General features: G+C 69.7%; 21 protein-coding genes. 8 read left to right on the top strand and 13 right to left on the bottom strand.

Going from position 1 to position 21617, the window contains the following annotated elements; all coding sequences use genetic code 11:
- From AD72_RS00445 to AD72_RS00465, 5 genes are all read right to left on the bottom strand, one after another.
- Nucleotides 1-940, bottom strand: a 940-nt coding sequence (locus AD72_RS00445; protein ID WP_231644694.1) for a DUF222 domain-containing protein, incomplete at its 3' end; no start/stop codon positions are given.
- Nucleotides 941-1014: 74 nt separating this feature from the next.
- A complete protein-coding gene (locus AD72_RS00450; protein WP_031464307.1) occupies nucleotides 1015-2166 on the bottom strand; it encodes an acetyl-CoA C-acetyltransferase in 1152 nt (383 codons plus the stop codon).
- The gene (locus AD72_RS00455) at nucleotides 2166-2798 is read right to left on the bottom strand and encodes a TetR/AcrR family transcriptional regulator (protein ID WP_031464308.1); all 633 of its coding nucleotides are present in this window, start codon (nucleotides 2796-2798) and stop codon (nucleotides 2166-2168) included. Before AD72_RS00455 ends, AD72_RS00450 begins: the two co-directional genes overlap by 1 nt.
- A 37-nt stretch (nucleotides 2799-2835) precedes the next feature.
- Nucleotides 2836-3588 carry an SDR family oxidoreductase gene (locus AD72_RS00460; protein WP_031464309.1) on the bottom strand — a complete coding sequence of 251 codons (753 nt, stop codon included), beginning with the start codon at nucleotides 3586-3588 and terminating at the stop codon, nucleotides 2836-2838.
- Complete coding sequence (locus tag AD72_RS00465; RefSeq protein WP_082468690.1) at nucleotides 3585-4772, bottom strand: acyl-CoA dehydrogenase family protein; 1188 nt, start codon at nucleotides 4770-4772, stop codon at nucleotides 3585-3587. Before AD72_RS00465 ends, AD72_RS00460 begins: the two co-directional genes overlap by 4 nt.
- Before the next feature lie 60 nt (nucleotides 4773-4832).
- Between AD72_RS00465 and AD72_RS00470 the strand changes: the two genes are divergently transcribed.
- From AD72_RS00470 to AD72_RS00490, 5 genes are all read left to right on the top strand, one after another.
- On the top strand, nucleotides 4833-6344 hold the full coding sequence (locus tag AD72_RS00470) for a FadD3 family acyl-CoA ligase (RefSeq protein WP_031464311.1): 1512 nt from the start codon (nucleotides 4833-4835) through the stop codon (nucleotides 6342-6344).
- Nucleotides 6345-6425: 81 nt separating this feature from the next.
- Nucleotides 6426-7265: an enoyl-CoA hydratase gene (locus AD72_RS00475; protein ID WP_031464312.1), complete on the top strand. Its 840-nt coding sequence runs from the start codon at nucleotides 6426-6428 to the stop codon at nucleotides 7263-7265.
- 1 nt (nucleotide 7266) lies between these two features.
- The gene (locus AD72_RS00480; RefSeq protein ID WP_031464313.1) at nucleotides 7267-8394 is read left to right on the top strand and encodes an acyl-CoA dehydrogenase family protein; all 1128 of its coding nucleotides are present in this window, start codon (nucleotides 7267-7269) and stop codon (nucleotides 8392-8394) included.
- Nucleotides 8391-9377: an acyl-CoA dehydrogenase family protein gene (locus tag AD72_RS00485; protein ID WP_031464314.1), complete on the top strand. Its 987-nt coding sequence runs from the start codon at nucleotides 8391-8393 to the stop codon at nucleotides 9375-9377. Before AD72_RS00480 ends, AD72_RS00485 begins: the two co-directional genes overlap by 4 nt.
- Nucleotides 9374-10420 (top strand): acyl-CoA dehydrogenase family protein, encoded by a 1047-nt coding sequence (locus tag AD72_RS00490; RefSeq protein ID WP_031464315.1) that lies wholly within the window; start codon nucleotides 9374-9376, stop codon nucleotides 10418-10420. The genes AD72_RS00485 and AD72_RS00490 overlap by 4 nt, the downstream gene beginning before the upstream one ends.
- On the opposite strand, the gene AD72_RS00495 is transcribed toward AD72_RS00490, so the two are convergent.
- The 4 genes from AD72_RS00495 to rhmD are packed head-to-tail and all read right to left on the bottom strand — an operon-like array spanning nucleotide 10398 to nucleotide 14356.
- A complete protein-coding gene (locus tag AD72_RS00495; RefSeq protein WP_031464316.1) occupies nucleotides 10398-11141 on the bottom strand; it encodes a tyrosine-protein phosphatase in 744 nt (247 codons plus the stop codon). The genes AD72_RS00490 and AD72_RS00495 overlap by 23 nt on opposite strands.
- Nucleotides 11138-12349: a kynureninase gene (locus tag AD72_RS00500; protein WP_343123691.1), complete on the bottom strand. Its 1212-nt coding sequence runs from the start codon at nucleotides 12347-12349 to the stop codon at nucleotides 11138-11140. Before AD72_RS00500 ends, AD72_RS00495 begins: the two co-directional genes overlap by 4 nt.
- The gene (locus AD72_RS00505; RefSeq protein WP_051897692.1) at nucleotides 12346-13161 is read right to left on the bottom strand and encodes a tryptophan 2,3-dioxygenase; all 816 of its coding nucleotides are present in this window, start codon (nucleotides 13159-13161) and stop codon (nucleotides 12346-12348) included. Before AD72_RS00505 ends, AD72_RS00500 begins: the two co-directional genes overlap by 4 nt.
- 16 nt (nucleotides 13162-13177) lie before the next feature.
- On the bottom strand, nucleotides 13178-14356 hold the full coding sequence (gene rhmD / locus AD72_RS00510; RefSeq protein ID WP_031464319.1) for an L-rhamnonate dehydratase: 1179 nt from the start codon (nucleotides 14354-14356) through the stop codon (nucleotides 13178-13180).
- A 279-nt stretch (nucleotides 14357-14635) separates the two neighbouring features.
- On the opposite strand from rhmD, the gene AD72_RS00515 reads away from it, so the two are divergent.
- Nucleotides 14636-15331 carry a nucleotidyltransferase domain-containing protein gene (locus AD72_RS00515; RefSeq protein ID WP_051897634.1) on the top strand — a complete coding sequence of 232 codons (696 nt, stop codon included), beginning with the start codon at nucleotides 14636-14638 and terminating at the stop codon, nucleotides 15329-15331.
- A gap of 5 nt (nucleotides 15332-15336) precedes the next feature.
- On the opposite strand, the gene AD72_RS00520 is transcribed toward AD72_RS00515, so the two are convergent.
- Entirely contained in the window at nucleotides 15337-16761 is a 1425-nt protein-coding gene (locus AD72_RS00520) for an AMP-binding protein (RefSeq protein WP_031464321.1), read from the bottom strand.
- A 9-nt stretch (nucleotides 16762-16770) separates the two neighbouring features.
- Nucleotides 16771-17895, bottom strand: coding sequence for an N-methyl-L-tryptophan oxidase (solA, locus tag AD72_RS00525; RefSeq protein WP_031464322.1), 1125 nt, complete (start codon nucleotides 17893-17895; stop codon nucleotides 16771-16773).
- Between the two features lie 246 nt (nucleotides 17896-18141).
- Between solA and AD72_RS00530 the strand changes: the two genes are divergently transcribed.
- Nucleotides 18142-18597, top strand: a complete 456-nt coding sequence (locus tag AD72_RS00530; protein WP_031464323.1) for a MarR family winged helix-turn-helix transcriptional regulator — start codon at nucleotides 18142-18144, stop codon at nucleotides 18595-18597.
- A 6-nt stretch (nucleotides 18598-18603) separates the two neighbouring features.
- A complete protein-coding gene (locus tag AD72_RS00535) occupies nucleotides 18604-19818 on the top strand; it encodes an MFS transporter (protein ID WP_031464324.1) in 1215 nt (404 codons plus the stop codon).
- On the opposite strand, the gene AD72_RS00540 is transcribed toward AD72_RS00535, so the two are convergent.
- Nucleotides 19767-20696 (bottom strand): phosphatase PAP2 family protein, encoded by a 930-nt coding sequence (locus AD72_RS00540; protein WP_037344444.1) that lies wholly within the window; start codon nucleotides 20694-20696, stop codon nucleotides 19767-19769. The two genes, AD72_RS00535 and AD72_RS00540, sit on opposite strands and share 52 nt — an antisense overlap.
- 40 nt (nucleotides 20697-20736) lie before the next feature.
- Nucleotides 20737-21615: an NAD-dependent protein deacetylase gene (locus AD72_RS00545; RefSeq protein WP_031464326.1), complete on the bottom strand. Its 879-nt coding sequence runs from the start codon at nucleotides 21613-21615 to the stop codon at nucleotides 20737-20739.
- Nucleotides 21616-21617 lie beyond the last annotated feature (2 nt).

Consider the following 21617-nt stretch of genomic DNA (forward strand, 5'->3'; position numbering starts at 1 on the left):
GGTGCGGTGCGGTCGCGGCAGCCCATGTCGAGTACTTCGCCGTCTGACCCGAGCATGGTGGGGATGCTGTGTTGGTAGATACCAATCCGGCCTGCGGTAAGCCGGGTGTCGCCGGTCGGATGGGTCGTGTTCTTTGAGTCGTGGCGTGGCCGATGCCTTCGCGCAGGCTCTGTTCGGGCATGGTGACCATGATGGTGAACGGTTCGCCGCCGTTCTCGGGGAGGTTTTCGGGGTTCGCGGCGAGTTGGACGATCTCGGCGAACGCGTCGGCGTCGCGTTCTACTGGGGTACGCGCATCGGGTGTGCCGAGTGCGTCGAGAACGCTGCGCAGTTTCAACCCGGTTTCGTAGCCCAGGTGTCCCCGGATTTCCCAGTCATTGGCGTGTTGCCGGAGCCAGATTTCCCGATCCGGACGGGCGAGTTCATGGTCGGTGGGTTCGGGCCCGTCCGGGTCGAGGCGCGCCCGCAGTTCCCGGATCGGCCGGACGAGCCCACGCGGACCCACCTCACCAGCGATCTCGGCAAGGGCCGTTTCTGCGATCGGCCACGCGTCCCCGAGCAGTACCTCCGCTGGAAGCTCGGCGGCAAATGTACGGATCCGATCCACATGCTCGATACCGACCTCACCACGCGAATACGCTTCGGCGGTGTTCGGCAGATCCGGGCACAGTGGTTCCCCACTGATCCCGAGCGCACCGAACAGGACCCGTGCTCGCTCGGCCATCCGACGGGCCTCGGCACGACTGATCCGCAACACATCCTGGGCAAAAGCCGCCGCCGAACCACAGTATCCGAACTCGACCGGCACACCCTCCTTGTCCAACTCCGCAAGCTGATGCAACAACTCCGCCTCAGCACGGCGCACCGCTGCGGCCTGCTCAACAAACCGGTCAAGCCACTCCCGGCTCGACAGTATCGTTCCGAATTCCCCAGTGCTCATAATATCTATACTACCAGTGAAGAGGCCCCGTTCGGGCGGTTCAGGCAGAATCGCCCGAACGGGGTTCGCCGACCTCAGATCCGTTCGATGATGGTGACGTTGGCTTGCCCGCCGCCTTCACACATCACCTGCAACCCGTACCGTCCCTGCACCCGTTCGAGTTCGTGCAGCATGGTGGCGAGCAGTTTGGTGCCGCTGGCGCCGATGGGGTGGCCGAGCGCGATCGCTCCGCCGTTGCGGTTGACCCGTGCGGGATCGGCGCCGGTTTCGGTGAGCCAGGCGAGCACGACGCTGGCGAAGGCTTCGTTCACCTCGAACACGTCGATGTCGGCGACGGAAAGGCCGGTGCGTTCGAGTGCGTGTTTGGTGGCCGGGATCGGGCCGGTGAGCATGTAGACGGGGTCGGCGCCGCGCGCGGAGACGTGGTGCACCCGTGCCCTGGGGCGGAGTTCGTGCTGTTCGACGTAGCGCGGGGAGCACACGAGCGCGGCGCTCGCCCCGTCGGAGATCTGGCTGGCCAGCGCGGCGGTCATCCGCCCGCCTTCGCGCAGGGGTTTGAGCCCGGACATCTTCTCCAGGCTGGTGTCGGCGCGCGGGCCTTCGTCGGCGCGCAGTTCGCCGTAGGGCGCGAGTTCGGCATCGAAGCGCCCGGCGCGCATGGCGTCCAGGGCCTTGGTGTGACTGTCCAAAGCGAACAGTTCCATGGATTCGCGGGAGATCTCCCAGTATTCGGCGATCAGTTCGGCCGCGTTGAACTGGGAGACCTCGACGTCGCCGTAGCGTTTCTCCCAGCCGATGGAGCCTTCGAACGGGGTCGGGAAACCGAACTGTTCGCCGACGGTCATGGCCGAGGCGATGGGGATCGCGCTCATGTTCTGCACTCCGCCCGCGATCACCGCGTCGGCGGTTCCGGAGAGCACGGCCTGCGTGGCGAACTGCACCGCCTGCTGCGAGGATCCGCACTGCCGGTCCACGGTGACTCCGGGCACGTATTCGGGGAATCCCGCGGCGAGCCACGCGGTCCGCGCGATGTTGCCGGCCTGCGGACCGAGGGTGTCCACGCAGCCGAAGATCACGTCGTCGACGGTCGCCGGGTCGACATCGGTGCGCGCCAGCAGCGCGGCGAGCACGTGTGCCCCGAGGTCGGCGGAGTGCACTCCGGAGAGCGCACCGCCCTTGCGCCCGACCGGGGTGCGGACCGCGTCGATGATGTAAGCCTCGGTCATTACGCCTCCTTCAACTTTTTCCGGTCCCCGACCCCGATCCCGTCGATCAGGATGGCCAGGTATTCCTTGGCGATCGCGCCCGCGGTCAGCGCCCCGTCCGGGCGGTACCAGCGCACCGCGAGCCACACCGTGTCCCTGATGAACCGGTAGGTGAGCTCGATGTCCAGGTCATCGCGGAAGACTCCGTCCGCGGCCCCCTTGTTGAGCATATCGGTCCAGTACCCGCGGAATTCGGCATTGCGTTTCGCGAGATAGGAGAACCGTTCGAACTGGGCGAGGTGCGCGGATTCGTTCTGGTAGATCGCCACATCCGATGGCCGCCGCTCGATCGCCTCGAAGGAGACGAGCACGAAGGCCTCGAGCGCCTCGCGCGGATCGGTCTGGGTGCGCATGATTTCGGCGTAACTACCGAAAAGCTCGTCCAGGAAATCGGTGAGTATCTCGTCCACCATCGATTCCTTGGAGTCGAAATGGTGATAGAGGCTGCCCGAGAGAATACCCGCCTCGTCCGCGATATCGCGCACCGTCGTCGACCGGAAACCGCGTTCGGCGAACAGTTTCGCGGCGAGGCCGAGCAATTGCGCCCTGCGCACCGAGGAGCCCGAATCCTTACGCTGTTTGCCCTTATTCATGTGCCGCCGCCTCGCTCATCGTTTCTCCCCTGCTCGTTCACGGATGCTGGCTGCTCGCCGAAATGACCTCGCCGGTCAGATAGGAAGCATATTCGCTCGCCAGGAACACCATCACGTTCGCCACCTCCTCGGGACGGGCCGAACGCCCGAACGCCTCCTTCGCGGTCAGCTCCTCGAGCAGCTCGCCGGTGGTCACCTTCTCCAGGAAGGGATGCATGACCAGACTCGGCGCGACCGCGTTCACCCGGATTCCGTGCTCGGCAACGTCCATGGCCGCACACCGGGTCAGCGCCATCACTCCGGCTTTGGCCGCCGCGTAATGCGCCTGCCCGGGCTGCGCGCGCCAGCCGATCACCGAGGCGTTGTTCACCACCGCCCCGCTACCCTGCTCGACCATTCTGCGCAGCGCGGCGCGGGTCGCGCGGAAGGTGCCGTTCAGCGTCACATCCAGCACCTTGGCCCAGGACTCGTCGGTCATCTCGAGCACCGAGCAGGTGTCCCCGAGCCCGGCGTTGTTGATCAGCACGTCGATGCGCCCCCACTGCCCGGCGGCGAAGGACATCAGCTCCTCCACCGATTCGGTCGAGGACACATCGCACGGGGTGGCGAGCACCGAACCGGGATAGTCGGCGGCGAGCTCATCGCGGGTCTCGCCGAGCCGGCGCTCGTGCCGGTCGCTGAGCACCACGCGCGCACCCTCCTCGAGGCAGCGCCGAGCGGCCGCCGAGCCGATCCCGGTTCCCGCGGCCGCGGTGATCACGACCACTTTTCCGGTGAGCATGTCCGTCATCGCGCCTCTTTCGGTAGGCCGAGCACCCGCTCGGCGATGATGTTGCGCTGTATCTCGTTGGAGCCGCCGTAGATGGTGTCCGCCCTGCTGAACAGGTACAGCCGCTGCCACTGGTCCAGGCCGTCCTCGGCGGTCAGTCCCGCGGCGCCCTCCGCGCGCACGGCGAGTTCACCGAGGCGGCGATGCCAGTTGGCCCACAACAGTTTCGCTACCGAGGCCTGCCCCGCTCCCCCGTCCTTCTCGGACATTCCGAGGGTGCGCAGCGCGTGTTCGCGCATCACCTCCAGCTCGAGCCGGGAGCGGCTAAGTTCCTCGGCGAACCCGGGATCCGCCAGCATCCCGCTCGCCGCCGCCCGCGCGCGCACCCCTTCCCATTCCCTGCGGAACCGCACCTGCTGGCCGAGGGTGGAAACGCCGCGTTCGAAGGTGAGCGTGCCCATCGCGACCCGCCAGCCCTGGCCCGGTTCGCCGACGACGAGATCCGCGGATGTGCGCGCGCCGTCGAAATACACCTCGTTGAACTCGCTGGTCCCGGTGAGCTGTTCGATCGGGCGGACGGTCACGCCCTCCTGGTTCATCGGCACGAGCAGATAGCTCAGTCCGGCGTGCCGTTTCGAACCCGGTTCGGTACGGGCGAGCACGAAACACCAGTCGGCCAGGTGCGCCAGCGAGGTCCAGATCTTCTGCCCGTCGATCACCCACTCGCCGTCCTCGAGGCGCGCGGTGGTGCGCACCGAGGCGAGATCCGATCCCGCGCCCGGTTCCGAATATCCCTGGCACCACAGCTCCTCGATCGCCCGGATCTCGGGCAGGAACCGCCGTTGCTGTTCGGGGGTGCCATAGGCGATCAGCGTCGGGCCGAGCAGCTGCTCCCCGAAATGGTTCACCCCTGCGGGGGCATTCGCGGCGGCGTACTCCTCGTGGAAGACCACCTGCTCGGCAAGGCTCGCCCCGCGCCCACCGTGTTCGGCGGGCCAGCCGAGACAGGTCCAGCCCGCCGCGGCGAGATGGCGTTCCCACTCCAGGCGGGCTTCGAACGCCTCGTGTTCGCTTCCCGGCCCACCGAGGCCGCGCAGCTCGGCGAACCGGCCGCGCAGGTTCTCCTCGAGCCAGGCACGGACCTGCTGCCGGAACCCGGCGAGATCGGGGTCTGCGGTCACCGGAACCTCCATCGCGGCGGACATCTGGCCAACGGACGAAAGCTAGCGTAGCCTACCAAGCACTTGCTAGGTAAGGAGTAGAACGTGCCGATCCAGACGACACCGCAAGCGGTCGCCTCGGCTGCCGAGCGGTTCGGCGCGGGTGAGGCGATCGTCGACGGGGAAACCCGGCTGTCGTTCACCGAACTGCACGAGCAGGTGCGCATGCTCGCCGGATTCTTCGCCGAGCAGGGTATCCGGGCAGGTGACCGGATCGCGCTGTGCGCGCCGAACACCTGGCACTGGGTGGTCGCCGCGCTCGGCGCGCAGTACGCGGGCGGAGTGCTCGTCCCGGTCAACACCCGGTTCACCGGCCCGGAGATGCTCGATGTGGTGCGCCGCAGCCAGGCACGGGCGCTGGTGATCGCGGGCACGTTCCTGGACACCGACCGGCTGGCCGCATTGCGCTCCAGCGCGGCCGAGGAAGGTGTCCGGCTGCCCGGGACGGTGCTGCGTATCCCGGTGGAAACCGAGGAGCCCGCGGAACCGGGGGTGCACGAATGGCGTGACCTGCCCGCACGGCCGGTGGACATCCCCGTCACGGGCGATGATCTTTCCGACATCCTGTTCACTTCCGGGACTTCCGGGCGCAGCAAGGGGGCGATGAGCGCGCACCGGCAGGCGATCGGGGTCGCGCAGGCCTGGGGTGCGCGCACCGGACTGCGCGAGGGCGATCGCTACCTGGCGATCAACCCGTTCTTCCACAGTTTCGGCTACAAGGCGGGCATCCTCGCCTGCCTGCTGTACGGCGTCTGCCTTGTGCCACAGGCGGTTTTCGAACCGGGCCGCACACTGGACCTGGTGGAGTCCGAGGGAATCACCGTGCTGCCCGGCGCGCCGACGGTGTACCAGTCGCTGCTGGACCGGCCGCGCCGCCCGAGCGGGGGCACCCTGCGGCTGGCGGTGACCGGGGCCGCGACCGTGCCGGTGCCGCTGATCGAGCGGATGCGCACCGAACTCGGATTCCGCGATGTGCTCACCGGATACGGGCTCACCGAGGCGGTGGTGGCGACCCTGTGCTCCCCCGAGGACGACATCGAGACCGTGGCGCACAGCGCGGGCCGGGTCACCGCGGACTTCGAGCTGCGCATCGCCGCGAACGGGGAGATCTGCCTGCGCGGCCCCAATGTGATGCTCGGCTACCTGGACGATCCGATCGCCACCGCGAACGCGATCGACGCGGACGGCTGGCTGCACACCGGGGATGTCGGGGTGCTCGACGAGAACGGGAACGTGCGGATCACCGACCGGCTCAAGGACATGTACATCAGCGGCGGATTCAACGTCTACCCGGCCGAGATCGAGCACGAGCTACACGGCCTCTCCGGGGTGCGCGATGTGGCGGTGATCGGGATGCCCGACGAACGGCTCGGCCAGGTCGGCAAGGCCTATCTGGTGACCGAGGAGGGCAGCGGGCTCACCGAACCGGACGTGATCGAGTTCTGCCGCACCCGGCTGGCGAACTACAAGGTCCCCCGCGCGGTCGAGTTCACCGCGACGCTGCCGCGCAACGCCGCGGGCAAGGTACTCAAACGGGTTCTGCGAGAGGAGGCGTAATGACCGATCCTGATCGTTTCCCGCGGTCATGGAGCCGACCGGGTGCGGGTGGCCCGCAAAACACAGAGGAGAAGGAACAGCATGGCTGAAGAGGTGGTCAGCTACGAGCGGCGCGGGCGCATCGCGGTGGTGACGATGAACCGTCCCGAATACCGCAATGCCCAGAACTCCGCGATGACCTACGCGCTCGACGACGCGTTCACCCGCGCGGTGAACGACGACGAGGTCGGGGTGATCGTGCTCGCCGGTTCCGGCAAGCATTTCTCGGCGGGCCACGATATCGGCACTCCCGGCCGGGATGTGGACCAGAGCTTCGAGCGGCGCGCGGTGCAGTGGTGGGACCATGTCGGCGCCAGCGGCGGGGACAATCGCTTCGCCAGGGAGATGGAGGTCTACCTCGGCATGTGCCGCCGGTGGCGGGAGCTGCCGAAGCCGACCATCGCGATGGTGCAGGGCGCCTGCATCGCGGGCGGGCTGATGCTGGCCTGGGTGTGCGATCTGATCATCGCGAGCGAGGACGCGTTCTTCGCCGATCCGGTGCTGCGCATGGGAATTCCCGGGGTCGAGTACTTCGCCCACCCCTGGGTGCTCGGGCCGAGGGGCGCGAAGGAGGCACTGTTCACCGGGCAGCGTTTCGACGCGAAGCGGGCCTATGAGCTCGGCATGCTGTCCAAGGTGGTACCGCGCGCCGAACTCGAGGAGCGGGTGTTCGAGACCGCCGAGCAGATCGCCACGATGCCCCGCTTCGGTCTTGCGCTGGCCAAGAAAGCGGTCAACCAGGCCGAGGATCTGATGGGCATGCGGTCCGGGATGGACGCGGCCTTCGGGCTGCACCACCTCGCGCACGCGCACAACGCGGAGACATCCACGGATTCGCTCGGCGGCCAGGATGCCCGCTCCATGCGGGAAAGCGGGGCCTAGCGTGGACCTGGAATTCGACGAGGAAGCCCGCGCGTTCCGCACCGAGGTCGCCGACTGGTTGCGGGACAACGCACCCGCACTGTCCTCGATGGACACCGCGGAGGGTTTCGAGCAGCACCGGGCCTGGGAACACCAGCTCGCCGAGCAACGGCTCTCGGTGGTTTCCTGGCCGCGTGAGTACGGTGGCCGGGACGCGGGGCTGCTGCACTGGCTGATCTTCGAGGAGGAGTACTACGCGGCGGGCGCTCCGGGCAGGGTGAGCCAGAACGGGATCTTCCTGCTCGCCCCGACCCTGTTCACGCACGGCACCGAGGAACAGTGCGCGCGCATCCTGCCCAGCATGGCGAACGGCGACCAGATCTGGGCACAGGCCTGGTCCGAACCGGAGGCGGGCAGCGATCTGGCCGCACTGCGCGCCAGTGCCGAACGGACCGAGGGCGGCTGGCTGCTCTCCGGGCAGAAGACCTGGAGTTCCCGGGCCGCGTTCGCCGACCGGGGTTTCGGCCTGTTCCGCACCGATCCGGACGCGGTGCGCCATCGCGGCCTCACCTATTTCCTCTTCGATCTGCGCGCCGAGGGGGTCACCGTGCGCCCGATCCCCCAGCTGGACGGGGAACCGGGCTTCGCGGAGATCTTCTTCGACCGGGTGTTCGTGCCCGACGCGGATGTGCTCGGCGAACCGGGCGGGGGCTGGCGGGTCGCGATGAGCACCGCGAGCAACGAGCGCGGGCTCTCCCTGCGCAGCCCCGGCCGTTACCTGGCGACCGCGCGGCGGCTGCGCGAATTCTGGGGCGAGGGCGGTGAACCGGCGGATGCCGCGGACGCGGTGGCCGATGCGGTGATCGGGGCCCGCGCCTATCAGCTCTCCACCTTCGAGACCGCGAGCAGGCTCGCCGACGGTGGCTCGCTCGGCGCGGAATCCAGCGTGAACAAGGTGTTCTGGTCCGAACTGGACATCGCGATGCACGAGACGGCACTGGAGCTGCGCGGCCCGTTCGCCGAGTGCCGCGATCCCTGGCTGGACGGGTACCTGTTCTCCCTCGCGGGGCCGATCTACGCGGGCACCAACGAAATCCAGCGGGATCTGATCGCCGAACGCATTCTCGGCCTGCCACGGGGTGACCGATGAAACTGACACTGGAAACCGAACGCGAACAGTTCGCCGAGAGCATCACCGCCCTGCTCGACGCGGCCCGCGTCCCGGAAGCGGCGCGCGCCTGGGCGGCGGGGGACCACGCTCCGGGGCGCACGATCCTGTCCGGGCTGGCCGAGCTCGGGGTCACCGGGCTCGCCGTCCCCGAGGAGCACGGTGGCCTCGGTGCGGAGGGACCGGATCTGGTCACCGCGTTCCGGGTGCTCGGGGAACACGCGGTGCCCGGCCCGCTCGTGGAGAGCATCGCCTTCGTTCCCGCGCTGTTCGCCGAACTCTCCGAGGTGGACGACTGCGCGAAATGGCTGCCGGAACTGGCTTCCGGGTCCGCGCTGGCCAGTGTGCGGTCCCTGCCGCTGACCCCGTACGCCCTGGACGCCGACCTCGCCTCGGTGCTCGCGGTGCTCGAGGGCGAGCGGTTGTGCTTCGGCACTCCCGCCGCGACCCTCGGCTCGGTGGATCCGACCCGGCGGCTGTTCGAGGTGGATCCCGAGGCGGGCGTCCGCGCGGAGGGGCCAGCGGTGCGCGCGGCCGGGGCGCGCGCCTTCGAACTCGGCGCGCTCGCCTGCGCCGCCCAGTTACTCGGCCTCGGCACGGGCGCGCTGCGCATGGCGGTCGAGTACGCCAAGGCGCGCACCCAGTTCGGCCGCCCGATCGGCAGCTTCCAGGCGGTGAAACACCAGCTCGCCGAGGCGCACATCGGGCTGGAGCTGGCCCGTCCACTGGTACACGGCGCCGCGATCACCCTTTCGTCCTGGGATGTATCCGCCGCGAAACGCGCCTGCGCGCGGGCGGCGGACCGGGCCGGGCGGGCGGCACTGCAGGTGCACGGCGCGATCGGCTACACCAGCGAGCACGAGCTTTCCCTGTGGCTGACCAAGATCCGCGCGGCGTGCGCGGCCTGGGGCGGGAACGCCTTCCACCGGGACCGGGTGCTGCACGGAACACGGGAGGAGCCGTGATCTCGACGAGCAACGCGGGGTTCCCGACCAGCGAGCAGCGCGCCCTCGCCGAGAGCGTGCGCGCCCTGCTCGCGGCGGGGAACCCGGATCCGTGGCCACGGCTGTGCGCGGAGATCGGGGTCGCCGCGCTGGAGATCCCCGAGGAATACGGCGGTTTCGGCGCGGGCGTCGCCGAAACCCAGGTGGTGCTCGAGGAACTGGGCAGGGTGCTCGCACCCGGCCCGATGCTCGGTTCGGTGGTGCTCGCCGGGCAGGCATTGCTCGCCAGCCGGGACGAGGCGGCCTGCGCCCGCCTGCTGCCGGACATCGCCTCCGGGGAGAGCACGGCCGCGCTCGCGTGGACCGGAGTCGAGGGCGACTGGGCGGCACCGGCACTGCGCGCCGAGGACGGCTACCTTTCCGGGACCGCGCACTACGTGCTGGACGGCGCGGCGGCGGACATCCTGTTGGCGTTCGCCGAAACCGGGGACGGGATCGGGCTGTTCGAGCTCGGTGAGGGCGCGGATGTGCGCGCGGTGGCCACCCTCGATCCCGGGCGGCCGCTGGCGCGGGTGACGGCGGACCGGGTCCCTGCCACGCGGATCGGCGGCGAACTGGGCGATGCGCTCGGCCCACTGCGGGACCGCGCCTGCCTCGCGCTGGGCGCCGAATCGCTCGGGGCCGCGGCACACTGTCTCGAACAGACCATCGCCTACTGCGGACAGCGGGTGCAGTTCGGCCGCCCGATCGGGAGTTTTCAGGCGATCAAGCACCGGCTCGCGGACGCGCACGTGCAACTCGAAGCGGCCCGCTCGGCCTGCTGCGCCGCCGCGGCCGAACCCGGCCCGGAGCGGTCGGCGATCGCCCGGATCCAGAGCAGCGAGGCCTTCTCCGCGATCGCCGCGGAGATGATCCAGCTGCACGGCGGGATCGCGATCACCGCGGAGCACGAGGCGCACCACTATTTCAAGCGGGCGCACGGATCCGCGGTGCTGTTCGGGTCGCCGCGGGCACAGCTGGCCAGGCTCGGCGCGAACTGGCTCAGCGAACCAGTGCCGACCTGAGCTGGTCCAGCTGTTCCTCGCGGACACCGAGACCGGTGAGGAATCCGGTCACCGAACCGTGCAGTTCGGTGATACCGCGCAGGAACACGAGCATGGTCTCGTGTTTCGCGTGCAGCATGGCGGGCGGCAGCGTGGCGAACGCGGGCGGGGTGTCGTCCTCGTTCCCCGCGGCGAGCGAGGCCACCCAGCGCGCGGTGGCCTGCTCGCTGAGCGCGTAGTCCGCCGCGATCACCTCTTCGGAGACGCCGAGAACGGCGAGCAGCAGCGCGGCCAGCACCCCGGTCCGGTCCTTGCCCGCCGCGCAGTGGAACACCGCGGGCAGCCGCTCCGGTGCGGTGAGTTCGGTGAACGCCGCGCCCAGCGCGGTCGCCCCGGTGCGCGTGGTGTCCAGGTAGTGCTCGGCGGCGAAGGCCGGATCGGCGCGCTCGAGCTCGGTCGCGGACCACACCGGCGGTTCCGGGCGCAGCGGCAGCACCCGGCGGCGCCCGCGCCAGTTCTCCGGCGGAGTCCACGGCCTGCGCAGCGTCTCCTCCTCGGCGCGCAGATCGAGCACCGTCCGGATGCCGAGCGCGGCGAACCCGTCCCGCCCGCGCGCGGTGAGCCGGTGCAGGCCATCGGAGCGGTAGAGCAGTCCGGTGGCGAGGGTGCCGCCACCGGATGTGCGATAGCCGCCGAGATCACGGAAATTGAAGCAGCCCTCCAGTTCGAGAAACCTGGTCACGTCAGCTCTCCGATCCGGGCCAGCCCGTCCCACAGTTCGGCGAATCCGGTGGAAAGCGGCGCGGGGCCGAGCCGGATTCCGTCCGGATGCCGGAAATCCACGATCACCCCGTGCTCGATGAACCGTTGCGCGAGCTCGGCCCCGCGCTCGTGTTCCAGGGTCACGTGCCCGCCGCGCAGCGCGTCCTTCTCCGGGCTGGCGAGCCGAAAACCCAAGGGCCGCAACCATTCCCGCTGGGCTTCCAGGATCATCCCGGTCAGTGCCAGCGATTTCGCCCTGATCGCCGCGATGCCCGCCTCCGCGGTGAGCCCGGCACCGGCGGCGACCCCGGCGAGCGCGAGCACCGAAGGGGTACCGGACAGCGCTCGGCGGATCCCGGGCGCCGGGCGGTAATCCCGCTCCATCGCGAACACATCCGCGGCGCCGATCCATCCGGTGATCGGCTGGGTGAACTCCTCGAGCAGCCCGGCGCGGGCGTAGAGGAAAGCGGGCGCGCCCGGTCCGGCGTTGAGGAACTTGTAGGTGCATCCGACGGCGAAATCGGTGCCGCTGTCCTCGAGCCGGACCGGGATCGCGCCGGCACTGTGGCACAGGTCCCACACGGTGAGCGCACCCGCCGCGTGCGCGAGCTCGTTGATCGCGGCCATGTCCGCGATGAAGGCGGAGCGGTAGGCGATGTGCGAGAGAGTGACCAGCGCGGTCCGCTCGCTCACCACCTCGCGCAGCAGTTCGACGGTAACCCCGCCGTCCCGCTCGGGTTCGACGCAGCGCACGGTCAGGCCGAGTTCGGCGGCGACCGCGTCCACCAGATAGCGGTCGGTCGGGAAGTTGTCGGCATCGGTGACGATCTCGGTGCGCCCGGGCCGCAGCGCGAGCGCCCCGCGCAGCACCTTGTACAGGCACACGCTCGTGGAGTCGGCGAGGATCGTCTGCCCGTTCCCGGCGCCGAGGCAGGATTGCGCGATCAGGTCACCGAGGACCTGCGGCAGTTCCAGCCAGCCCTCGCTCCAGGAGCGGATCATCCGGGTGCCCCACTGGGCGAACACGAGCTCCCGCAGCCGTTCCCATACCTCGCGCGGTGGCCTGCCGAGCGAGTTCCCGTCCAGATAGGCGATCACCTGCTCGTCCTCGACCGGAAGGAAACGGTCCCGGAACCGGCCCAGTTCGTCCGCGCGGTCGGCCGCGACGGCCTGTTCCCTGGTGATCACGAGTGCGCCAGTTCCGTTCGCACGGCGAGGATTTCCGGGAAGAACCGGGAATCGAGCGCGGCACGCAGGAATTCCACCCCGGAGGAGCCGCCGGTGCCCCGGTTGCTCCCGATGATCCGTTCCACCGCCTTCATGTGCCGGAACCGCCACAGCTGGAAGGATTCCTCCAGATCCACCAGCTCCTCGCAGGTCTCCCACAGCTGCCAGTGCTCGTGCGGGCCGCGGTAGATCCCGGCGAACAGCGCGGTGATCCCGGCGTGCTCGGTGTGCGGGGCGCGCACATCCCGGTCCAGCACCTCGGCGGGAACCGGATGACCGGCCCGGGCCAGGTAGCGCAGGAACTCGTCGTAGAGGCTCGGCTCCTCCAGCGCGGTGCGCAGCAGCGCTTGCCCTTCCGGGTCCTCGTCGAACACGGGAAGCAGTTCGGCGTTCTTGTTGCCCAGCATGAACTCCACCACCCGGTACTGGGCCGACTGGAAGCCCGAGGACTGCTTGAGCACGTGGCGGAACGCGATGAATTCGTCCGGGGTCAGGGTTTCCAGCACGGCCCACTGCTCGAACAGCTGGTGCTGCACGTGTTTGACCCGCGCGATCGCCTTGAGCGCGGCACGCAGATCATCGCCGCGCAGCCGCGCGCATGCCCAGCGCAGCTCGTGGATGATCAGCTTGAACCACAGCTCGGATGTGTGGTGCTGCACGATGAACAGCAGCTCATCGTGCAGCTCCGGATCGGTGCGCGGGCGCTGCGCGGACAGCAGCAGGTCCAGGCGCAGATACTGGGCGTAGGTCAGTTCCTCGTTCTCGGTTCGCACGAGCACTCCTCCTGGACTATCCGTGGGTGTACGGCCGCTCCAGCGCGCATTCCGGGTTCAGCTCTACTCCGAATCCGGGGGTCTCGTCCAGGGAAAGGGTTCCGTTCTCCGGCACCGGTTCGCCGAGCAGCAGCGGATGGAACATCGGCACCACCTCGCTCGCCCGCGGGTGCATCATCAGGAACTCGGAGAACGGGCTGTGCTGCCTGGTGATCGCGAAATGGTACGAGTACACGCTCGAACCGTGCGGTACCACGAGCACTCCCGCGCTCTCCGCGAGCACGGAGATCCGCAGCAGTTCGGTGAGCCCGCCGCACCAGCCGACATCCGGCTGGATGATGTCGCAGCAGCGCATCTCCAGCAGCATCCGGAAACCCCAGCGGGTGGCCTCGTGTTCCCCGGTGGTCAGCAGCATTCCCTTGGGCATCCGGGTGCGCAGCTCGGCATAGCCCCAGTAGTCGTCGGGGATCAGCGGTTCCTCCAGCCAGCGCAGCCCCACCTCGTGCAGCGCGCCCGCGAGCCGGGTCGCGTAGTCCACGTCGAGTGCCATCCAGCAGTCGGCCATCAGCCAGAAATCCGCGTCCACCACATCGCGCATGGCGCGGAACTGTTCCACGGTCTCGGCGAGCCCGGCCGCCCCGTCGGCGGGCGCGTTGTGCACCGGCATCTTCCCGCCGAGAAACCCCATGCCCTCCGCGAGATCCGGGCGCGCCCCGGTCGCGTAGAAGGGCTGGCGATCCCGCACGGCCCCGCCGAGCATCGCGTACACCGGCTCCCCGCGCAGCTTGCCGAGCAGGTCCCAGAGCGCGAGGTCTATCGCGCTGATCGCGTTGAGGACAAGGCCTTTGCGACCGTAGAACAGGCTCGCCGAGTACATCTGGTCCCAGATGCGTTCCAGTTCGTGCGCGGGCGCGCCCTCCAGGAAGCGGGCGAGATGGCGCTCCACGATGAACGCGCCCGGTTCCCCCGCGGTGGTCACGCCGAACCCGATCGTCCCGTCGTCCGCCTCGACCTCGACGACCAGGGTGCCGAGCACATTGAGCCCGAAGGACCGGCGGCTCTCCCGGTAGGCCGGGTACTTCGACATCGGCGTGGCGATCCGGTCGTCGATCCAGTGCCCGCCCTGCTGGTCGTGGTAGTCCGCGCCGCCGCCGCGGACCGTGTACGCCCGCACCTCGCGAACCGTCCGTGCCATCACCGGTGACCTCCTCGTCATCAGCGTGCCTGTGACATCCCTGTCCCCGGGCATCCTATCCAGCTATCCCTGCCCGGCGTGGAGATCGAACCGGCCGCGGTGTGCGCCCGGTTCCGCGCCGGGCTGCGCCGTCCGAGCGCCGGACTCGCACCCGGATACACGCAGGCGAACCTGGTCGTGGCGCCCGCCGTTCGCGATCACCCACGCCCCGGGGCACATGTTCGTCACCGATGTCCCCGAACATCACTACGCCGACCGAGCGGGTGCGATCCTGGTCCGGTGCACGAGGAACTGGATCCGGTCAGGGCGGCGCGCGATCTGGCGCGCCACCGCTTCGGCGCGGCGCAGCTGGTGATCGTGGGCGGCAGCGTCCTCACCCCACGCAGGACGGCGACCTCCGATCTGGACATGCTGGTGGTCACCGCGCCCCGCGAGCGGGCGACCCACCACGCGCTGCACTGGCAGGGCTGGCCGGTGGAAGTGCTCGAACACGACGAGCGAACCCTGTCCGCCGCCTGCGCGGACCAGCTCGCCCGCCGCTGGCCCGGGGTTCCCCGGTTGATCGCCGAGGGAGTGATCCTCGCCGACCGCCGGGATCTAGGTTCGCGCCTGCAGGAGGAGATGCGCGGCAGGCTCGCCGCAGGTCCCGCCGCGGCGACCGGGGCCGAACTCGCGGCGCACCGCTTCGAACTGACCGATCTGCTCGACGATCTCACCGGCAGTGCCGACCCGGCCGAGACCGCGTTCATCTCGGCCCGGCTGCTCACCAAGACCGCGCAACTCGCCCTGCTCGAGGGGCGGCACTGGCAGGGAACCGGGAAATGGCTGCTGCGTGAGCTGCGCGAGCACGATCCCCGCCTCGCCGAGGAGCTCAGCGCCGCACTCGCCGATCCGGTGGCACTGCGCGCGCTCGCGAACCAGGTGCTCGACCGGGCAGGCGGGCCGCTACGGGAGGGCTACCAGACGGCGCTGTAGCCCGCTCACATCCGCGCGGCGCGCAGGGCGGCGCGGCGTACCTTTCCGGTGTCGTCCCGCAGTGGCTCGGTGACCAGTTCGAAGGTCCGCGGCCGTTTGTGCGCGGAGAGCCGTGGTTCCAGGTGCGCGGCGAGTTCGGACTCGGTCACCCCGGCCGCTTCGACGATGGCGTGCACCCGGCTGCCGAGGTCACCGTCCGGCAGTCCGATCACCGCGCAGGACAGGGCACCGGGATGCTCGAGGATGGCGTTCTCCACCTCGGCCGGATAGACGTTCACCCCGCCGACCAGGATCATGTCGGTGAGCCGGTCGTGCAGATAGAGGTACCCGTCCTCGTCGAATTCGCCGACGTCCCCGAGTGAGGCCCAGCCCTGTAGTTCCTTGGCCTCGGCGCCGATGTAGCGGTAGGAGGCGGGCTCGCCAGGGGTGACCCTGGTGTACACCTCCCCCGGGGTGCGCGGCGTCGTCACCCGCGCGCCCTCCTCGTCGAACAGGGCCAGCTCACCCCAGGTCTGGGCACCGACCGAACCGGGATGCTCGAGCCACTCGGTGCCCGAGATCGTGCAGCCCGCTTGCGCCTCGGTGCCCGCGTAGAGCTCCCAGATCCGCTCCGGGCCGAGCCAGTCGATCCAGGCCCGTTTGGTGGCCGGTGGGCACGGCGCGGCGACATGCCACACCATGCGCAGCGAGGACAGGTCGTAGCCGGTGCGCACGGACCGGGAAAGCGCCTCGATCCTGCGCATCATGGTCGGCACCAGGTACAGCCAGCTGATCGCGTTCGGGGCGACCGCGGCGAGGGTGGCCTCCGGATCGAACCGTTCGAGCATGGTCACCGTGCCGCCGCCGAACAGGGCATAGCTGGCCACGCACAGCGGCGCGTTGTGGTGCAGCGGGGCGGGCAGCAGCAACCGCTCCCCCGGCTCGATGCCCCACACCAGGGCGTCGAGTCCGCGGTAGACCGCCTCGCGACCGGCGAGGATGATCTTCGGCCGTCCGGTGGACCCGCCGGAGGTCGGCGCCTTCCAGGACGGGGCGATCACCTCGGGCAGATCCGCATCGGAATACCCGGAGAGCTCGTCGACCGCGGCGGTTCCCTCGAGGACCGCGCCCGGATCGGCGAGCTCCAGGATCTCCCGGCGCTCCTGCTCGGCCAGCCGTGCCGAGAGCGGTTGCGGGATGGCGCCGGCCTTGTAGCAGGCGAACAGTGCCACGATCGCCGCGCAGGAGTTCGGCAGCAGCAGCGACACGATCCACCCCGGTGCCACCCCGCGCTCACGCAGTCCGTGCGCCACCCGGTTGCTCGCCAGATGCAACTGCGACCAGGTCAGTTCCTCGTTCCCACAGCGCACGGCCACCTGATCCGGGCGATCGGTGGCGTAGGCCTTCGGGATCGAGCACAGCGGGAATCCGTCCTCGGGCAGGAAAGTCATGCCTTCTCCTCAACCAAACCGCTTCGGGTCCACAAAGGACAGATCGGTGAACGAGGGCTCTCCGGTCACCGTGTCCGCGAGCGCCTCGCCGAGCGCGGTGGCGTGTTTGAAGGCGTGCCCGCTGCCCCCGCCGCCGAGCACCACACGATCCCCGATGCGCCCGAGCACGAACTGCTCGTCCGGGGTCTTGGTGTACATGCAGATGGTCACCCTGCTCGGTTCCGGATCCAGGCCCTCGATCCCGCGCCGCACCAGCGAACCGATCAGTTCCCGGTCCTCCGGCCGCACCCGCCGGTCCAGCGCGTCCGGATCGGCGGGCGGATACGCCGGGTTGTCCGCGGGCCCGCATTTCGGGTCACCGCCGTCCATCCCGCCGTGCCCCCACATCCGCGGCCCGTCGTCGAACTGGCGGATGAAGGTGGGGAACCGGTCCACCGCGAAGGCTTCGGGATCCGCGCGCGGGGTGAACCAGGTCTGCGGGGTGCGGAACGGTTCGAGCGGGATTCCGGGCGCGAAGGCGCGCAACCAGGCCCCCGTGGTCAGCACCACCTGTTCCACCCGGTAATCCCGGTCCGTCGTGCGCACCAGCACCCCGTCCTCGTCCGGGGTCACCTCGCGCACCCGGCTGCCGAACACGGTCTGCGCCCCGGCCCGTTCCGCCGCCTGGCAGGCCGCGGTCACCCCGCGCTCCGGACGCACCACACCGGCATTCTCGTCGCGCAGTGCGATGTGCCCCGGTGCGATCGGCCGGTGCTGCGGGAACTCGGTGGCCAGGTCGACCTCGGCCAGCCGTTCCCCGTTCACCTCCGCCGCCTGCCTGGTCGCGGTCACCAGCGGCGAGTCCGGCGCCCCGATGGTCAGTCCCCCGGTGAGCTCGAGCAGGTGGGTCCCGGTGCGTTCCTCGAGTTCGCGCCACAGTTCCGCGGCCCGCCGCGCGAGTGGGACCAGGCCCGGATGTTCCAGGCACACCGTGCGGAACAGCCGCGTGTCCCCGTGCGAGGAACCCCGGTCGTGCCCGGCGGCGAACTGTTCGATCCCGATCGCCTCCACACCCCGTTCGGCGAGCCGCCACAAGGCGTTCGAGCCCATCGCCCCGAGCCCGATCACCGCGACCCGCGCGTCCGTGCCACCCATGCGTTCTCCTTTCGCCAGCGCCGCGTATGAGTCTGCCACGGTTGAGAGCACATCTGAGAGCTCCATGTCCTGCTGCGCGGGGGCCATATCGGCGCCTCGCGGCGTTGTCGCCTTGCCGATCCCGGGGCGGGTGCCCAGCAGGACACCGGCGATCTGGCTCCCGCTCGCGAGGGACGAGAGCTCCCGAGACGCACTCTGAGACACAAATTACTTAGCCACACTAATAAAAAATGTTAGACTGGCTAAGTGAATGATCCGATCACCGATCTCGCGGCAGCGCTGCGGCCGCTGGTGTTCCGGCTGTACTACGTCGCCCGGCGCCAGACCCCGCAGCATCAGCTGACCCTGACCCAGGGTTCGATCGTGCGCGCCCTCGTGGAGGGCGGACCGGCGCGGATGAGCGCGCTCGCCGAGGCCGAGGGGGTTCAGCTGCCCTCGATGACGAACGTGATCGGCCGCCTGGAACGGATGGGAATCGTGCGCCGGGTCCCGGATCCCGCGGACCGCAGGGCGACCAGGGTCGAGCTCACCGAGACCGGGCGGCGGTTCTACGACGAGGTCGTGGCGGCCAGGGAGGAGTTCATCCGCGACCGGCTCACCGGGCTCAGCACGGCGGACCGGACGGCGATCGCGGCCGCGATCCCCGCATTCGAGCGCTTGCTCGACCAGGAAGCACCTGCCGATTCAGGAAGGAACGACTGATAGCCGATGAGCACCGAAGCGCATCCGCGCCTGCTCGACGCGTTGAAAGGACAACCGAAACAAGTCTGGATCACCGCATTCGCCGCGGTGATCGCATTCATGGGGATCGGCCTCGTCGACCCGATCCTGCTCTCCATCGCCAAGGGGCTGAACGCGAGCCCCTCCCAGGTCACCCTGCTGTTCGCCTCGTATCTGGGGGTTCAGGTGGTCGCGATGCTGGTGACCGGGGCGTGCAGTGCCCGGTTCGGCGCCAAGCGCACCGTGGTCACCGGGCTGGCGCTGATCGTGATCGCCACGGCGGTGTGCGCGCTGGCCGGCGATATCGGCCAGCTGATCGCGCTGCGCGGATTGTGGGGTCTGGGCAACGCCTTCTTCATCGCCACTGCGCTCTCGGTGATCGTCGGCGCGGCCACCGGCGGGCAGAAGGGCGCGATCCTGCTCTACGAGGCCGCGCTCGGGGTCGGGCTCGCGATCGGGCCACTGCTCGGCGCGCTGCTCGGTTCGATCTCCTGGCGCGGGCCGTTCCTGGGCACCGCGGTGCTGATGGCGGTCGGTCTCGTGCTGTGCGTGGTGTTCCTGGCCAAGGACAACCACCTGCAACGGGAACGCATCCGCATCTCCGATCCGCTGCGCGCGCTGCGCCACGGCGGCCTGCTGCGCACCTCGATCGGTTCGGCGCTGTACACCTTCGCGTTCTTCACGGTGCTCGCCTGGACTCCGTTCGTGCTCGGGTTCTCCGCCATCGAGGTGGGGCTGGTGTTCTTCGGCTGGGGCCTCGCGGTCGCGGTGGCCGGGGTGTTCCTGGCGCCGAAGCTCGCGGGCAAGCTCGGGGAACGGCACGCCACCGCGCTCTCCGTGCTCGCCTACGCCGTGCTGATGGCCGTGCTGATCGTGCCGAGCAAACCGCTGGTCGTGGTGCTGGTGATCGTCTCCGGTCTGGTCTCGGGCCTGCTGAACACCCTGTTCACCGGGACCGCGATGAGCGTGAGCCCGGCCCCGCGCCCGGTCGCGAGCGGTGGCTACAACTTCTGCCGCTGGCTCGGTGGCGCCGCGGCCGCGATCCTGGTCAGCCACATCGCGGAGTGGACCGGTTTCCCGCACGCGCCGTTCCTGGTCGCCGCGGTCTGCTGTGTGATCGCCGGGCTGTTGCTGCTGGGCAGGGGCAAGGATCAGCGCACGGTGCCCGAGGAGGCCGCGCTGGTCGGCGCCGAGGAACTGTGAGGATCCGGCCGCTCGGTCTGCAGCCTGCGCCAGCTGGCCAGGAAGACCAGGGCGGCCAGGATCGAACCCGCCGCGGCCAGCGAACCCGCACCCAGGTACACCGTCCAGGTGTTGGTGCGCACGGTCTCGGCGAATCCTTCCGTCCCGATCGGCACCAGCCACAGGACCAGGCCCAGCGCCAGCGAGGCCGCGGCGACCCCGCCGAAGAAGACCGCGATCAGCACTCGCGGGATCTTCCGCGGACCTTCGTAGGCGCTGACCAGGCCACGTCGGGCCAGCCACACCGAGGCGAAGCAGGCGATGGCCAGCGAGACCGCGTCGGCGGCGAGGGTGTCGGAGAGCCGGTGCCATTTCGCGGTGATCGTGTAGGCCCCGATCCAGACCGCCCAGCTCAGTACGAAGAACATGGCCACCCCGCGCCAGCGGTGCGGCAGCACGATCAGCACGGCGAACAGCACGGTCATCGCGATGGTGGTGTGCCCGCTCGGCAGGCTGTTGCCCTGGTAGGCATCGGAGACCGGGACCAGCTCCGGGCGCGGCAGCACGAACCGTTTGAGCGCCTGGGTCACCACCTGGCCAAGCCCGATCACCCCGACGGCGGCGATGGTCAGGTCGAGCCGCCTGCGCAGCAGCCCGACGGCGGCGACCACGACTACGGCCGCGGCCAGCGAGTACACGGTGATCCGGCCCAGCGCGGTGTCCGCCTGCCCGCTCTCGGCCGCGGCGGCCTGGTCCGCACCGCGCAGTGCGGCGTTCTCCAGGGCCTGCCCCACGGGGGTGAGCACGGCGAGCACGTAGACCGCGACGGCGACCGCGATGCTCGCCCAGGCGATGATCAACCAGCGGTGTTTGACTTCTCCCGGTACTGCTCCGGACATTTCTCCCGACACGGCACGGGATTACATCACAACGCTGTGTTCACGGATGGGCGAGCCGGGCGCCGAGCTCGGTGAGCGCGGTGCCGAGCGGGCGCTGCACGCGCAGCACGGCGTGTTCGTCGCCGCGGGTCACACCGTTGTTCACGATCAGCACGGGCTTGCCGGATTTGGCGGCGTGCCGCACGAACCGCAGCCCGGACATGACCGCGAGCGAGGAGCCGAGCACCAGCACCGCGCTGGCCCGGTCCACGAGCCCGAAACAATGCGCCACCCGCGGGCGCGGCACGCTCTCCCCGAAGAACACGACATCCGGTTTGAGCACCCCGCCACAGGATTCGCAGTCCACGACGGTGAACTCGCGGACGATTTCCTCGGCCAGCTCCACATCCCCGTCCGGGTTCACCTCGCTCGCGGTCGCGGTGAAGTCCGGGTTCGCCGCGCGCAGCCGCCGGTCCAGGGCTTCCCGTTCGCTGTACCGGGAGCAGCCCAGGCAGATCACCCGATCGAGATTTCCGTGCAGTTCCACCACATCCGGGGTGCCCGCGCTGGTGTGCAGCCCGTCCACGTTCTGGGTGATGACCCCGCCGATCCGGCCCGCGGCGCGCAGTCCGGCGACCGCGTGATGTCCCGCGTTCGGCCGGGCGCGGGCGATCGTGCGCCAGCCGAGGTGACTGCGCGCCCAGTAGCGGCGCCGCCCGGACACGCTGTGCAGGAACTCCTCGTAGGTCATCGGGGTGTGTCTGCGCAGGCTGCCGGTCTCGCCGCGATAGTCCGGAATCCCCGATTCGGTGGAGATCCCCGCCCCGCTCAGCGCCAGTACCCCGCCGGTGCGCAGTGCCTCCTCGATCGCGTCGAGGTCCCCGGTGACCGGGCAGCCTCCGGTCTCACCGGTCCAGCTCAGCGTCGGTCGGGTGCGCACGC

This window comes from Sciscionella sediminilitoris, from assembly GCF_000737195.2.
Classification (GTDB): domain Bacteria; phylum Actinomycetota; class Actinomycetes; order Mycobacteriales; family Pseudonocardiaceae; genus Sciscionella; species Sciscionella sediminilitoris.

What these genes read in the sequence shown, in the direction of transcription:
- AD72_RS00535 (WP_031464324.1), top strand. Translation starts at nt 18,604, where the DNA reads ATGAGCACCGAAGCGCATCCGCGCCTGCTCGACGCGTTGAAAGGACAA.
- rhmD (WP_031464319.1), bottom strand. Translation starts at nt 14,356, where the DNA reads ATGGCACGGACGGTTCGCGAGGTGCGGGCGTACACGGTCCGCGGCGGC.
- AD72_RS00450 (WP_031464307.1), bottom strand. Translation starts at nt 2,166, where the DNA reads ATGACCGAGGCTTACATCATCGACGCGGTCCGCACCCCGGTCGGGCGC.
- AD72_RS00485 (WP_031464314.1), top strand. Translation starts at nt 8,391, where the DNA reads ATGAAACTGACACTGGAAACCGAACGCGAACAGTTCGCCGAGAGCATC.
- solA (WP_031464322.1), bottom strand. Translation starts at nt 17,895, where the DNA reads ATGGGTGGCACGGACGCGCGGGTCGCGGTGATCGGGCTCGGGGCGATG.
- AD72_RS00455 (WP_031464308.1), bottom strand. Translation starts at nt 2,798, where the DNA reads ATGAATAAGGGCAAACAGCGTAAGGATTCGGGCTCCTCGGTGCGCAGG.
- AD72_RS00520 (WP_031464321.1), bottom strand. Translation starts at nt 16,761, where the DNA reads ATGACTTTCCTGCCCGAGGACGGATTCCCGCTGTGCTCGATCCCGAAG.
- AD72_RS00465 (WP_082468690.1), bottom strand. Translation starts at nt 4,772, where the DNA reads ATGTCCGCCGCGATGGAGGTTCCGGTGACCGCAGACCCCGATCTCGCC.
- AD72_RS00540 (WP_037344444.1), bottom strand. Translation starts at nt 20,696, where the DNA reads ATGTCCGGAGCAGTACCGGGAGAAGTCAAACACCGCTGGTTGATCATC.
- AD72_RS00475 (WP_031464312.1), top strand. Translation starts at nt 6,426, where the DNA reads ATGGCTGAAGAGGTGGTCAGCTACGAGCGGCGCGGGCGCATCGCGGTG.
- AD72_RS00460 (WP_031464309.1), bottom strand. Translation starts at nt 3,588, where the DNA reads ATGACGGACATGCTCACCGGAAAAGTGGTCGTGATCACCGCGGCCGCG.